Raw genomic sequence first — 15191 nt, 5'->3', positions numbered from 1 at the left:
CTATCCTCCTATCGCTTCTGAAGGGTCTGCGCTTATCACTTTCTTTACTCCAACAAATGAAGCAAGGATCGAAGCGATAATAACAACAACAAAAAGCCCAAATGCATCCGGTGTCTCGAGTACAACCCGTTTTGGAAATTTACTATAGATAAGATGTGCAAAGATATTTCCTGCTATAAAAGCCAAAACCCCCATCAAAACAGTCTCCTGAACGATCATTTTTATTATCATAGCGTTTGGAATACCGATGAGTTTCATAATGGCTATCTCTTTCATCTTTTCAAGCGTCATCGTGTAGATGATAAGAGCGATGATTATCGTTGAAACGACCACTAAAATAACCGTAAACATCCCTATCTGTTTGGATGCCATCTTAATGAGATTTTGTGTCAAAATTTTTCTCTCTTCACTGCCGGTATACACTGATTTATGCTTAAATCTTCGGATACTCTCAGCAACACTATCAACGTCATACCCATTTTTTACAGTTGCGACAACGGCATTGACCATATGCGAATTAAGACCGTTTATGCCGCGTGCTCTGTCATTTCGTATGCGCGCATTTGAGTAAAGAAACTGTAACTCCTGTGCATCCTTTAAAGAGATGTAGACAAGCGGATCACCACCTGAAGAGACCGTACCATGTGTGATACCGACAACAGTGTAGAGATCCCGTCCCAGATTTATCTTCTCATGCAGCTTAAATCCTGTCTTATCTGTTACGACCATTTCATAGTGCGAATGCTGCAGTCCCCGTCCTGCGACAAGACGATCTGCATTGATGGGATTAATAGCACCAAAAGGATTAAAACCAACGGCAAATACACGTACAGCTCCCTCTTTTGATGGGAGTTGCAGATTTTGAAAAGTAATGCCTTCGGATTTGTCCACACCTTCTATCACTCGAATCGTATCTTTTAGGTCTTCATGCACTCTCGAAGCCTCAGCAAAGGGTCCGAGGGTGTTTTCCTGTACTACCCACAGATCAACATCGAGATCATTGAGCAGAACCTGTGCATCAATGATCATCCCGCGATATACTCCCATCATTATCATAACTATGCCAAGCAGCATACCCACGCCCATAGCAGTCACTATGAACTTACCAAAAGTATGGGAGATCTCTTTTTGTGCCAGATTTATCATCAGTGAACTCTCATTCCTTCACGCAATGTTTTTTTACCTGTCGAAGGTATAAGTATTACTGCATTTTGAGGCAGCTCTTTTACAGCTGCCACAGTGTCATCAATACCAAGAACATTGATCTTATATAAAGAGGCATGTCCTTTTTTATTCAGCCATACAGCACTTTTACCATCGCTGTGTACTATGGCATCTACCGGAATTGTCAAAACATCTTTTAACTGCTTTGTAACGATGGATACCTCTGCCTGTTCGTTGATATAAAAAGGGATAGGCAGTTTTTCAAAGGCGATGTCTACCTCACGCTCCTGTGTCACACTGTCACTCTGTGGAACTATTCTCTTGACATAACCATGAAGTTTTTCATCTGCTTTAGATCGCAGTGTTATAGTTGCATGTTGATCGACTTTTATACTACCGCTAATTCGCTCATCTATATAAGCCTGAATCCATACAGTTTTTGGATCTACTATCTTTAAGATCGGCTGCGATGTCAAAACACTTTGGGCACTATCTGCTGTTCTTTGGATGACATAGCCGTCGATCGGTGCATATATTTTGTACTGTTTGAGCTTCTCACGCAGCGCTTCTACACTCTTTTTTGCACGCTTTATTTCTGCTTTTGCGGACGCTATCTGTGCAAGATTTGCACCTATCTGTGCGCTGAGTACATCAAGGTCTGCCTTTGCCTTGTCATACTCCGATTGTGATGCAAAGGACTGCTCTTTGAGTTTTTCATAGCGCTTATAGGTGATGAGTGCCAGCTTTTTTTGCGCCAAAAGCGTTTGCAGCTCTTTGTTTGCAGCTTCTAAGTTCAACGTGGCTTTTTGTACCGATATTTTTACCTCTTCTAAAAGCTGCGGCAGATCAACAGCATCAAGCACTACCAACAAATCACCTTTTTTTACCCATTCTCCGGCATCGGTTTTTATCTCCTTTATCTTTGCCGGTACCTGTGAATTGACAGTGTAGATATCTCTTGCGCTGACATTACCGATGCCAAAGACCGATATATCAATATTTCCTTTTTGTGCCGTAACTTTGGCATAAGTACTTTTTGGAATGTAGACCTTATTGTAAAAAAGTGCAGCTACAAAGACAACAACAATAACCATCACCACATATTTTATATATCTATTCATCTATTTTTCCTTGAAGATAATCAATTCTATCCATACTCAGTGCTCTTGAGTAGTAAGTTTCCAACAGGGACAAACGAGCATTGAGCACCTGTGATGTCGCATCTAAAACCTCTATGTATGTTGCAAGACCCTCTTTATAACGTGCATCGAGAACATTCTTTGTACTCTGTGCAGACGTCAACTGTGCTTTTCGTGCAGCGACAGTATTGTTATAACGCTCAATATCAAAGAGAAGATTGTTCAACTCCTCCTTGAGTGCAAGCTCACGCGAACGTTTTTGTTCCGCTGCTATCTGTGCCGATATTTGTGCTTTTTGTGCTTCAGCGGAAACTCTTCCACCGCTGTAGAGAGGAATACTCAGCGTCACACCCGCAAGTTTTGTATCATACACATTCAAGGTGTCAATATGGTTGTATGAAGCAATAGCATCTATGGAACCGTAATGCGAAGCCTGTGCAGATTTATGCAGGAGTATATTTTTTTTGATGTTCTGTTCATCTATCTGCAGTGAATAGTTACTCTGCAGTATATCTTTTTGCAAATTGGCAGGCGAATGAAATTCCCGCTTTAAAAATTCTCTCTCTAAAGTGATATTTTGCGGGATTTTTTCATCCATATAGAGAGAAAGTGTTGCCTTTGCTTTTTCATAACTTGTTTGTGCAATGGCGAGATTATCTTTAGCAAGATAGACGGCAGAGAGAAAACGGTTTGCATCCGCTTCGGTTTTGAGCCCCTGTTTTACAAGTGCTCTTGCCTGTTCATAATACGCTTCTTTGGATTCAAGATCTTTTTTACGAACTTCAATAGCCTCACTCTGTACTACCATGAGTTCATAAAGACTTTTCACCTTATAGACTAAAAGGGCCTTCAACTCCTTGAGAGAGAGTTGTGAGATATCTTTGTCAACTTTGGAAGCATTTACCTTTGAAGATGTCTTTGAAAAATCCCATATCTTTTGTTTAAGATTGACACCGGCATTCCATCCTGAATCATCTACAGTATGAAAAGAGCCGTTTTGCGGCAATACATAGGTCCCTGTCGCATCGTATTCTCCCTGAACTTCAACTTGAGGCAGATAATCTGCAAATGCCGATCTGTAAGAGGATTCGGACTGTTTTATCTTTAGCTCAAACGTCTTGACATCCGGATAATTTTGCAGGACTTTGTCAATGCTCTCCTGCAGCGTCAAAACTTCTGCATTGACAACAGAAGTACAAAAAAACAAAAGCAGTAAAAATTTTTTCATACATAATTTCCTAACTTTTTTACAAGTATACAACTTCTATGTTAGGATAATGTTAATTTTTTGCTTTTTTATATTTTCTGTTAAATATCTGCCCACGGACATAACGTCCGTAAATAAGTTCAAACAAGACGGAGATAATGATGAAAGACATAAAAATAACGACAGCTCTCGGATTGGAGTTGTATGTATGCAGCATCAAGGTACAAAGCGCCAAAAATGCCAATATAGAAGATATCACGACAACGAATTTATTTGCTCCTATCTCCTCACGCAGGGTATATGCACTGAGATTTACAAGTGTAAAGATGAGTAAAAACCCTGCACTCCCAATGATGGCTATCTCCGTAAGGTCAATACTATTTGCAAGAATAAGACTCAGCAGTGTCGTATAGAGCACCCCTCGAAAAGGCACACCGCTTTTTTTGTCTTCATCCATCAGTGACCGAGGGAGCTTTCCATCTTTTGCAACGATATAGCCAAGTCTGGCATTGCCGTAGATGGTTGCATTGATAGCAGAAAAAGTAGAAAGCAGTGCGGCAAATGAGACAAGCACAAAGCCTGTATGACCAAGTGAAGGCTGCGCTGCAGCAGCAAGGGCATAATCTTTTGCTTTCATCAAAACATCTTCACTGACACTTCCCACCGTAATAATAGCAATGAGAATATAAAGCACTATAACGATACCGACAGAAGCATAAAAAGCCCGAGGCAGATTTTTTAACGGTTCTTTAATATCTTCAGCAGAGTTAGCTATAAGTTCAAAACCTTCATAAGCTACAAAAATGATCATTCCCGCTGTTACAATAGAAAGCGGTGTTCCCCAATGTTCCGGCGACATTCTCGCAGTATCGACGTAAGAAGCACCGGCAACAATGACTAAGATAAGCAGTGAGACCTTTATAACGACAATAACCGTCTCGCTCTTTCCAACAAAAGAGGCAGAGACAAGATTGATAACAGCAGGCAGAAGAATGGCAAATGTTATGAGTCCATGATGGAGCAAATTACTTTTTTGTGTAAAAAAGGTCTCTCCATACGATGCAAAAGCTGTAGCATAGAGTGAAATAGTTACAAGATAACTCAGCCACAGCATCAGATTGACACTTCCTGAGAGGATGTTATCTCCAAAAGCTTTATCTATAAATGTGACTGTTCCTCCTTCGCTTTGGTAAGTAACAGAGAGTTTTGCATAAGAATATGCCGTTAAAATAGCCACTAGTCCTGCAATTCCAAAGGCCACTGCCGTTGCACCGTGAGCCAAAGAGACCGCTTCACCCAAAACGGCAAAGATTCCACCGCCTACCATACCGCCGATACCTATAGATATCGCGCCTAAAAGTCCTATGCTTCGCATTGTATTCCTAAAAAAATTCTATAAATTATTCATAAAATTTGGATATATTTTTCGAATTATATAGTAAATTTTACAACCAATGCAAAAGTTTAAGAAGACATCGAGCAGTGAACAGATTAAAAACACAATGGCAATCCCAAGAGAAAGTACCCAGATATCAAGATAGTGCGCGATTATCAGTAGTATGACAAATGTCAGTCCAAACATTCCTGCCAATTTTTTTGCACCGCCATCAGTAAATTTGTCTTTTATTTTAAACAGACCCTTTAAAAAAGTTGCCAGCATCATTATTGGCGAGATTCCCGGGTTTAAAAAAAGTTTCATTATAAAATCAAATGCTAAAAAATAGAGAATCCAAACATTGTTTGTAATGAGATAGACAATGACCAGCAACGCAACAAATAGTGAGCTGAATCGTGCAATGTTTGAATCGACCTTTACAAAGTTAAGAGGACAGGAGTTCGCCATAAAATGAATTACCTTCAAATATAAAAATAGAAATCAAATTTTAGTGATATAAACTTAAAACTCAGCTATATTTTTTTCTTATATCTGTTGATTTTCTCAATAATTAATTTCAACTCTTTCTCTTGGCTAAAACACTGTCGTAGTGTGCAAGCCAGATAGCTGTCATAATCTTTAGGTACGGTCACGATATAGGGATAAAGAATCTCTTGAATTTTTTTATAGTTTTTCAGCAAATTCTCTTTTTTGCTCTTTAAAGAGACCACACCCTCTTTTTGCATCAAATATGCTCTTGCAAGTGCAGGGGCATCAGCCAACCTTTCCTGTAGTTCTAAATGTAGATTATTCATACTTGCATAAGCTAGTTTTTCATAACGCAATGACTCTTTAATGCCAGAGAGTTTTAGAATGTCTTGAATTATTTTAGAGAGTGAGGAAGTGTAGTATTTGTCATTCAGATCAGCCTTCACATTTCTTTGCTCACTCAAGTACCAGACACCATTTTTATAAAATTTCTCTTTAGCCTGCCAAAGCAGATACTCAGCAAGCATCAGCTTATCTTCATCATAACTGCTCTCATAAGAAGCGATCAAAGCACCAATAAAAAAAGCGTAATCTTCTAAAAGTCCTTTTTGACTTGGTATATGATCCGGCACACTCTGATGGTAAAGCTCTTGCTCACGCAGCATCAGATTTTGCAGTGCTTGAAGATGTCTGTTCGCTTTTTTTGCGTACTTAACATCTATATAGTCCGCTTTGTAGAGCGCTTCTATCATCATCGCATTCCACGCAGTATTGATCTTCTTATCTATGAAAGGAAATTTTTTACTCTTTCGTACCTCACGCAGCATAGTTTGAAACTCTCTAAAACCTTTTGGACGTTCATCATTGTCAAAACCGAGATGAATTTTGACATGCATATTCCCCTCGAGACGAAATCCAAGTGCCTCTTTGATATCATCTTCGTGAACATTGTATTTAAGTGCTTTATCTATTTCACTGCGTGAGAAGGTGTAGTAACCACCCTCTTCTGCATCACTGTCCGCATCACTCGCACTGAAGTAAAGATTGTTCCAAACAAATCTTTTATCAAGCATTGCTATACTCTCTGTGACAATATCTTTATAGAGTGGTTTATGTGAGATCTCATAACCTCTTACATAAAGAGGCAGGAGTTCTGCCTGTGTATAGAGCATCTTTTCAAAATGGGGAATTTCCCATTCGACATCGACACTGTAACGAAAGAAACCGCCTTCTATATGATCATAAAGCCCTCGCATTGCCATTGTGTCAAGCAGGGTAAGATAGGCTTCTTTGAGTTTAGCATCCTGCGTGAGTTCTGCCAGATCAAGCGTCAAAGCAATTTTGGAAGCTTGCGGAAATTGTTTTGAATGTCCAAATCCGGGATAATCACTATCATACATTTTTTTAAAAGAGTTTACAAAAGCATTGAGTGTGATATCTTTTTTCATTATACTTTTCTCTCTTTTTTGTGTTGCGTGAGCAATATTTTCAACGGCTTTTTGTAAATGTTTTTTGTTCAGATAGAGTCGATGCAGTTTTGGCAACAGAGTATCAAAGCCTTCCGCATAAGGTCTCTGTTTTGGAGGGATATAGGTCGTAATATAAAAAACATCTTTTTGAGGTGTCATAAAAACATTTAAAGGCCAGCCGCCTGCATGTCCAGAATATTTCTTATATATATTTTGATAGAGGGCATCGGTCTGCGGCAGCTCTTCACGATCCACTTTGATACAGATGAAGTATTTATTTAACAAAGCTGCTATTTGAATGTTTGTAAATGACTCTTCTTCCATGACATGGCACCAGTGACAGGTCGAGTAACCTATGGAAATATAGAGAGGTTTATTCTCTTTGTTTGCTTTAAGAAAAGCTTCTTTTCCTAATGGCATCCATACAACAGGATTGTCTGCATGCTGCAGCAGATAAGGTGATGTCTCTTTTGCAAGAGCATTTGTAAAGACCTTCGCCTGTAACAAAGAAACAACGAGAAAAAGCATTACAAATAGTATCTTCATAACCCGATTATACTCTAAAATGATTAAATGTGATGCAATTGTGATATAGGAAAATAAAATATATGTTATAATCTCTACTTAAAATTATGATGACAACTCAAAGGAAAATTACATTATGAAAAAACTCATTAGTATGCTTTCATTTGCACTTGTACTCTCTGCAAATGACACAACGACTAATGCCCTTACTCTCTCGCAAGCATTGGAGCTTTTACAATCTCAAAACCTTGAGATCAAAGCAGCTACATATGATGTGCAGAGCGCAAAGGCAAAAAAAGATACAGTTTCGGGGATGAATTGGGGTAAACTAACCTTCGAGCAGGATATGGCACGTTCCAATGATGCCGGAAATGTTTTTGGATTTAAACTAACCTCGCGTGAGGCTACATTTGGAGACTTTGGATTTGCTGACTTTCTTTCACCACCTCCAGGAACAACAGATGTCCTTAAAGTTCAACCAAATGATTTAAATTATCCAGGATACAGAAATTTCTTCCAAAGCAAACTCAAGTACGAAGTGCCGCTTTTTACCGGTTTTGCTATCAGCAGTTATGAAAACATCATGGATGAGATGACAAAGATAAAGTCACTCGATAAAGAAAAAATAGCTACTGAAAAGATGTATGAGCTTAAAAAAAGCTACTACGATATGGCTCTGCTTGATTCATCCATTAAAAATCTCAATAAAATTTTACATAATATTAATATACTTGAAAACACAACAAAAACTATGATAGATGTCGGTTATGCAAAAAAAGTCGATCTTTTGGAAGTTAAAGCGAAAAAAGGAAATGTCGAAAGACTTCTTATTCAGATGTATGCAAACAAAAAACTGCTCTATCACTACATCAGCTTTCTTTTAAACCAAAAAGTCGATGCGATCATACCGCCAAAATCAGAAGTACCGATGCCAAAATTTTCTGACAAAGAAGTACTTTCAAGAAATATTGACATCAAAAAAGCAAACGAGGGCTTAGCTATCCGCAAAAGCATGCTCGATGCAAGTGAAGCAGGATACTATCCGACAGTTGGTGCTTTTGGTGAAGTAGCTACGGCAGACGATACATTCTTGGGTGATGCAAATGACCACAAAGCCTATACAGTCGGAGCGAGACTCTCGTGGAACCTCTTTAACGGCGGTATCGACAGCGCTAAAATTGAAAAATCAAAAATAGAAAAAATGAAAATGCAGTCACAACTTGAACTCGCTAAAGAAGGAATCGCGCTAAAAGTTGCTAAAATACGCACGCAAATAGAAAGTACTGATGCAGAGATAGCCTCACTTAAACGTGAACTCGATCTTGCCAATGCCATCTATGACAATTATGAAGGCAGATACAAAGAGAAACTTGTCTCTATGAGCGATGTTATCATCAAACAATCAGCACAGATCCAAAAGATCTTGCAACTGCAAATTGCAAAGAACAAACGTATAGAAAAAATATTTGAATTTGAAAAACTAGCAAACGGGGAGAAATACTAAATGAAGAAACTACTACTGATACTGGCACTTGGTGCTTCACTGATGGCGGAGGCACTGACACTTTCAGGAAGTGTTATCTCAGATAACCAAAAAATGATCACAAGCCGTTTTATGGGCTTTGTAACAAATGTAAATGTCAGCGAAGGTGAAAAAGTAAAACGCGGACAAATCTTATATACGATCGATTCGCGTGAGATCGACTCGGCAAAACGCCAAGCGGAACTTTCACTCCAAATGTATGAAAATCAATATACAAATGTAAAACTTAATCTTGAGAGATACAAAAGACTTCTTGAAAAAGATATGGTATCAAAATATGAAGTTGAAAATCTAGAACTTGCGGCAAAGAACCTGCAGGATATGATAAGTATTGCAAAAGCGAGACTTCAAGAAGTAGAGAACCAATACAAATACCTCAATATCAAAGCGCCGAATGACGGTGTCGTCGTCGCTAAAAATATTAAAGTCGGCGAGATGGCAATGCCTGGTATGCCTGCTATCATACTCTCAGATCTGAGCAATCTTAAAATATCTGCTGAAATTGCAGAAAGCAATATGCCGCGTATTCATCATGGCAAAAAAGTCATTGTAGAGATTCCGTCACTTGGCATTAAAGAGATAGGAAAAATCACGGCGATCATTCCAAACTCAAACCCGATGACACATACATTTAAGATAAAGGTCTCTTTTAAAACACATAGTAAATCAATCTATCCTGGTATGTATGCTACCATCACTATCAACTAAGGAACTGCTATGAATCATCATAAACCCTATGAACCAAAAGATGCAGCAGGAAAACTTGCCAAAGGATTTTTACGTAATCCTTTGACATCAGTTCTCGGTATCTTTTTACTTGTTATCGGCTATATAGCTCTTATGGTTATGCCGCGTGAGGAGAACCCGCAAATGGTAGTCTCAGGATCAACCGTTATCGTTGCACTCCCTGGTTCGAGTGCAAAAGAGGTTGAAAAGATTATTGTAAAACCACTCGAGAGAAAACTCAAAGAGGTAAAAGGTGTTGAGCATATCTACGGCATGGCAATGGACAATGTCGGTATTGTCAATGTAGCATTTTATATCGGTGAGAAGAAAGAGGATTCCAACCTCAAGGTCTATGACAAGATCATGCAAAACTCCGATATGTTTCCAAAAGGTGCGATGAATCCGATCATCAAACCGCTCGATATTGACGTTGACATTCCTATTGTCTCCGTTGCATTCTATTCCAACAATCCACGTATGAGTAAAACGGAACTTTATGACAAGGTCAAGAGCATTCAACACCATATCAACGGATTGAACAATGTCGCCGTCACAGAGATAAAAGGCGGGCATAAACACCAGTTCAATGTCGAAGTGGACATCAACAAGCTCTCCGGTTATAACCTCTCTATGGGTCAAATAATGCAGGCTGTTCAATCTCTGGCATATAATGTCCCTGCAGTGAAAAACAGAACAAAAGACAATAAAATCGTTATGGTAGGTGTAAAAAATGCCATCGAAGATGCAAAAGATGTCGGTAATATCATTGTAGCTCAGTACATGGGTTCTCCTATCTATCTGCACCAGGTTGCAAAAGTCGAAAACTCTTATGATATTCAAAACTTTAAATCGGCACTTGTCAGTGTAAAAGAGGACGGGAAATTTTCTCCGTTTAAAGACCAGGTAACACTTACTGTTTCAAAACTCCAGGGAACAAATGCGGTTATTATCGCCGAAGAAGTAAAGAAAGAGTTAGAAAAGTATAAAGAAGATCTCTCTAAAAACGGTATTAGTTATGTCATCACAAGAAATGACGGTGAACGTGCCAATGAAGCCGTTAACGAGCTTGTATTTCACCTGATTTTATCTATCATTATTATCGCTATACTTCTTATCTTCGTACTTGGATGGAGAGAATCGCTCATAGTAACCTTTACGGTTCCTGCCATTCTTGCCATTACACTTTTTATTGCCTATTTGACAGGACAGACAATTAACCGTATCACTCTTTTTGCATTCTTACTCTCACTGGGACTTCTCGTCGATGCGGCTATTATCGTTATAGAAAATATCCACAGACACTACCACTCAATCGAGTCTGCACATGAAAGTGATGATGAGATCATGATAAAAGCTACCGATGAAATTGGCGCACCGACAAATATTGCGACACTTGCCATCATTATGACTATGGTACCTATGGCATTTGTCGGCGGCATGATGGGACAGTTTATGAAACCCATTCCTGCCAATGTACCTGTCGCACTTATTGCGTCACTGTTTGTTGCCTACATCTTTACACCGTATCTGGCCGTTAGAATTCTAAAACGCCCTGACCACAGCAAAGGAGAACATTAATGTTTAAAAAATTTGAAAAGCTTGTATTCGCAGGTATTCAAAGCGCTGCTCAAAGACGATTTATTCTCTTGGGAACACTAGCCGCTTTTATCCTTTCTGTATTGATGATTGCACCTACAGAGATCGTTAAAGTAAAAATGCTTCCGGGAAAGAACAATGATACATTCAATATCTATGTCAATCTGCCTACAGGAAGCTCTATAGAGGAGACAAAAAGAGTAACGGACTGCGTGAGCTCTTATGTTGTAAAAGAAAAAGAGGCACTCGATACCGAAGTATTTTTGGGAATGGGTTCTCCACTTGATTTTGCAGGTCTCATCAAAGGAAGCCAGTTTAAAAATGCTGAAAATGTTGCAGAGATCGTTGTCAATATTACAAAAAAGCATGAGAGAGAAGAACCTTCATACATGATGGTACAACGCATGCGTCCTGTTATTCAAGGATCGTGTGAGAAGCTTTACCCTGGTACAGATATCTCTTTTGTCGAACCACCGGCAGGACCACCGACACTTTCAGCAATCGTTATGGAAGTATATGGAAAACACGCCAAAGGCATTAGAAAAGTGGCAAATCGCGTTGAAGATGTTTTCAAACATACCAAAGGACTTGTAGATATAGATACAATGGAAGATGATATCTATGACACTTTTGAAGTCACTGTAGACAGCACCAAGATCGCAAGATCAGGTTTAAGTGTCAAACAACTCAACGACATCCTCTATCTTGCTTTTGAAGGGATGAATATTGCCGTTAAAAACTCAGACAAATACAATGACCAGATTCCTATTTTTCTTTCACTTTCACAGGATTCAAAAAGATTTACAAAAAAAGATCTTGCATCTGTAAAGGCTAAACTTGCTTCTTTGAAACTGATGAATAAAATGGGCATGATGGTACCAGTTACGGAACTTGTAAAAGTCACTCCAAAAAAATCAAACCCGTTAATTATGTCCAAAGATCTCCATCAGATGACAAATGTACTTGCAGAGACAGATATGGTCTCTCAAGTCTATCCTCTTCTTGATGCAAGAAAAACGATCATAGATACATTTACAGATGATTACAATGTTGAAAAAACAGGTCTTTTCAATCTACGACTTACAGATAAAAAGACAGGTGAAATCTATGATCTTATCTGGGATGGTGAGATGAAAGTTACCATGGATACTTTTAGAGACTTGGGAGGCGCTTTCATTGCTGCCCTTATCCTTATCTTCTTGTTAATGGTTATCTACTATAAAAGTTATACACTCAGCGGTATCATCCTGCTTGGTTCATTTCTCTCTATCATCGGCGTCATTGTCGGGCACTGGATCATGGATCTCTTTACACCGGATACTTTCTTCCTCACAGCAACATCGCTGATCGGTTTTATCGCCCTTATAGGAATTAGTTCACGGAACTCTCTGCTGCTTATTGATTTTACGAAATCATTGATGGATGAAAAAGGGATGCATAAAGCAGAAGCTATTGCCTATGCATCAGCAACACGTGCAAAACCTATCTTCTTAACTGCTGTTGCTATTATTTTGGCTTCAACACTTCTTGCGGCCGATCCTGTCTTTGGCGGTCTTGGTGTCGCACTTATATTTGGTACAGTAGCAGCGGTCATCGCTTCACTTATCGTTGTTCCTGTACTTCTGTATACAGTAGATTTGGAAAAACATTTTCACTTTCATGAGAAAAAAGCCGTTTCTGTAGAAGATCCGGTTTAATAACTCTCTTTTATATGCCCATCATCTCTCTGATGGGTATACTTCTTTTATATCTTCATTTAAAAATAATATATAGCTATAGTATTATAAGAGTGTATATAAATAATTTAGTGAGTAAGTTTAGAAAAAGAGGGATAAAGAAAGACTCTATTTTTTAAAAACAGAGTCTTGTTTAAAAGATGAGAAGTTACAGACGTGCGTAACTTACACTTTTACATGCTTCAAGTGAAGCGAGTTCTTCAAGTGTTTTATCACTTACTACATTGTCAACCAAGATAACAGCGAGTGCTTCTTTGTTCTCATTACGCGCTAATGAAAAGTCTGAAATATTTACACTATTATTAGAAAGAATAGTTCCTACACTCCCGATAACACCAGGAACATCAGAATTTTTAAAGAGGATCATATCACCTTTAATCGCCACTTCATTGTCAAAACCGTCAATAGAGACGATACGCTGTACACCATCATCAAAAATCGTAGCAGAGATAGTTGTTGTTCCCTCATTTGTTGTAAGTTTTACAGTGATAAGGTTCTTATAAACAGCAGAGTCTCCAAGATTGACAGGCTCAACGTCCACCCCTTTCTCTTTTGCTACGAAATCAGCATTTACATAGTTAATAGTCTCAGAAGAGTGGCTCATTGCTCCAACAGTTACAAAAGTAGCAAGAGAATCGACATAGTTTCCTATTTCACCCTGACCTTTTACTCTGATTGAAACGATTTTAGACTTGTTGATCTGTGAAGCCATAAATCCGATCTTTTGTCCCATCTCTAAGAACGGCTTAACAAATTCAGGTATTTTGCTCTCATCAATAGGCAAGTTAAGTGCATTTGGATATGAAATACCCTTAGCAGCTTCAATAGCATTCCCTGCTGCCTGCGTACCGATGTTGTACTGAGACTCGTAAGTATTTGCACCTAAGTGTGGAGAGACAACTATATTGTCAAGGTCAAGCAGTTTATTGTTAATCGCCGGCTCTTTACCAAATACATCAATACCTGCAAAACGGATCTTACCGCTTTTCAAACCGTTATAAAGCGCATCTTCATTGTAAAGGTCACCCCTCGCACAGTTTACAAGAACAACACCGTCTTTCATTTTAGCGATCTCTTCTTCACCAATAATACCGATAGTCTCTTTATTTTTCGGTGTATGGATAGTGATCACATCACAAGCTAAGATATCATCGAAGTTTTTCGTGTATGTCATATCTAAGTCAGTTACTTTTGCAGGATCAATGTATGGATCGTAAGCGACAATGTCCATCTCAAAAGCTTTTGCACGTTTAGCGACACGACTACCGATGTTACCAAAACCGATAACACCGAGCTTCTTGCCTTTAAGCTCATAACCGTACCATTTTTCACGTTTCCAGATTCTTTGATTTTTCAAATGGTCATGAGAGTATGGAAACATTCTCATACAGCTAAGCATATGTGTCATAGTCAGTTCAACTGCTGCAATAGTATTTGCAGTCGGTACGTTCATAACAATGATACCTTTTTTAGAACATCCCGGGATATCAACATTGTCAACACCGACACCGGCACGAACGATCGCTTTCATATTATCTGCGTGTTCCAAAAAGAATGAGTCAACATCAGTCGAACTTCTTGTAATGGCAACATCCGCAGTTGGAATAATCTTCTCAACAAGCTCTTTTTTATCAACGTCAGCTGCCATAACAAAATTGATAGCTTCGTCATCTTGAAGCATTTTTAGACCCGCTTCATGAATATGGTCACATACTACTACTGTATATTTCTGCATTTAATATTCCTCTTTATATGGCTTGATTTGAGCCGAAATTTTATAATTCTTCAGTACCTGAACCAAAGATTGTAATTTATCAACATTTTGTGAATAAATAAGTAAATCTATACCCTGTTTATCTTTTTTTAAAAAATATTTAAGACCATAGTTTTTCAGTTCTTCTTTCAAACAGAAAAGCTGATAAGGGTCTTTTAAAAATGCCGATAATTTATAGGTTATAGTTTTAGTTATTTTTTCATTCAGATTGACTTGGACATACACTTCATTGACAGGATAAAAATACCCTTTTTGCCGTGTTTGTGACAAATGGTTGAGCCATATCTTTTCGTTTTGTTTTGGTGCGACATTCTCGCTTTTTAACGTAAGCGGCTCACTCTCTTGGACAATTTCAGGAGAGTTAATAGAGATCAGAAAAAATGCTATGAAAACAGCCACTCCGACTGCTAAGAGCGGAGCGAACCATTTCATAATCTTCTGCATAGAA

Annotated in this window: 12 protein-coding genes; 4 read left to right on the top strand and 8 right to left on the bottom strand. The window is 38.6% G+C overall.

Annotation, left to right across the window (positions count from 1 at the left end; all coding sequences use genetic code 11):
- The 6 genes from FM071_RS04005 to FM071_RS03980 all read right to left on the bottom strand — a co-directional run bounded on the left by FM071_RS04005 (window position 1) and on the right by FM071_RS03980 (window position 7389).
- Window positions 1-1146, bottom strand: coding sequence for an ABC transporter permease (locus tag FM071_RS04005; protein WP_193111726.1), 1146 nt, complete (start codon window positions 1144-1146; stop codon window positions 1-3).
- Window positions 1146-2285, bottom strand: coding sequence for an efflux RND transporter periplasmic adaptor subunit (locus FM071_RS04000; protein WP_193111725.1), 1140 nt, complete (start codon window positions 2283-2285; stop codon window positions 1146-1148). The genes FM071_RS04005 and FM071_RS04000 overlap by 1 nt, the downstream gene beginning before the upstream one ends.
- On the bottom strand, window positions 2278-3531 hold the full coding sequence (locus FM071_RS03995) for a TolC family protein (protein ID WP_193111724.1): 1254 nt from the start codon (window positions 3529-3531) through the stop codon (window positions 2278-2280). The genes FM071_RS04000 and FM071_RS03995 overlap by 8 nt, the downstream gene beginning before the upstream one ends.
- Window positions 3532-3583: 52 nt before the next feature.
- Window positions 3584-4885, bottom strand: a complete 1302-nt coding sequence (locus tag FM071_RS03990) for an APC family permease (RefSeq protein WP_193111723.1) — start codon at window positions 4883-4885, stop codon at window positions 3584-3586.
- An 18-nt stretch (window positions 4886-4903) separates the two neighbouring features.
- Window positions 4904-5353 (bottom strand): DUF4395 domain-containing protein, encoded by a 450-nt coding sequence (locus tag FM071_RS03985; protein WP_193111722.1) that lies wholly within the window; start codon window positions 5351-5353, stop codon window positions 4904-4906.
- 65 nt (window positions 5354-5418) lie between these two features.
- On the bottom strand, window positions 5419-7389 hold the full coding sequence (locus FM071_RS03980; RefSeq protein WP_193111721.1) for a thioredoxin domain-containing protein: 1971 nt from the start codon (window positions 7387-7389) through the stop codon (window positions 5419-5421).
- Between the two features lie 115 nt (window positions 7390-7504).
- Between FM071_RS03980 and FM071_RS03975 the strand changes: the two genes are divergently transcribed.
- The 4 genes from FM071_RS03975 to FM071_RS10800 are packed head-to-tail and all read left to right on the top strand — an operon-like array spanning window position 7505 to window position 12930.
- A complete protein-coding gene (locus FM071_RS03975) occupies window positions 7505-8872 on the top strand; it encodes a TolC family protein (protein ID WP_193111720.1) in 1368 nt (455 codons plus the stop codon).
- On the top strand, window positions 8873-9619 hold the full coding sequence (locus tag FM071_RS03970) for an efflux RND transporter periplasmic adaptor subunit (RefSeq protein WP_193111719.1): 747 nt from the start codon (window positions 8873-8875) through the stop codon (window positions 9617-9619).
- A 9-nt stretch (window positions 9620-9628) separates the two neighbouring features.
- The gene (locus FM071_RS10805) at window positions 9629-11215 is read left to right on the top strand and encodes an efflux RND transporter permease subunit (RefSeq protein ID WP_193111718.1); all 1587 of its coding nucleotides are present in this window, start codon (window positions 9629-9631) and stop codon (window positions 11213-11215) included.
- A complete protein-coding gene (locus tag FM071_RS10800; protein WP_193111717.1) occupies window positions 11215-12930 on the top strand; it encodes an efflux RND transporter permease subunit in 1716 nt (571 codons plus the stop codon). The genes FM071_RS10805 and FM071_RS10800 overlap by 1 nt, the downstream gene beginning before the upstream one ends.
- 187 nt (window positions 12931-13117) lie before the next feature.
- Here the strand turns inward: FM071_RS10800 and serA are convergent, their stop codons facing one another.
- Both serA and FM071_RS03950 read right to left on the bottom strand, forming a co-directional pair.
- Window positions 13118-14704 (bottom strand): phosphoglycerate dehydrogenase, encoded by a 1587-nt coding sequence (gene serA, locus FM071_RS03955; RefSeq protein ID WP_193111716.1) that lies wholly within the window; start codon window positions 14702-14704, stop codon window positions 13118-13120.
- Window positions 14705-15187 (bottom strand): hypothetical protein, encoded by a 483-nt coding sequence (locus FM071_RS03950; RefSeq protein WP_193111715.1) that lies wholly within the window; start codon window positions 15185-15187, stop codon window positions 14705-14707.
- Window positions 15188-15191: the final 4 nt, after the last annotated feature.

This window comes from Sulfurimonas paralvinellae (assembly GCF_014905135.1).
Taxonomy (GTDB): domain Bacteria; phylum Campylobacterota; class Campylobacteria; order Campylobacterales; family Sulfurimonadaceae; genus Sulfurimonas; species Sulfurimonas paralvinellae.
The sequence above is the reverse complement of the archived record's forward strand: the minus strand, read 5'-3'. Positions and strand labels throughout refer to the sequence as shown.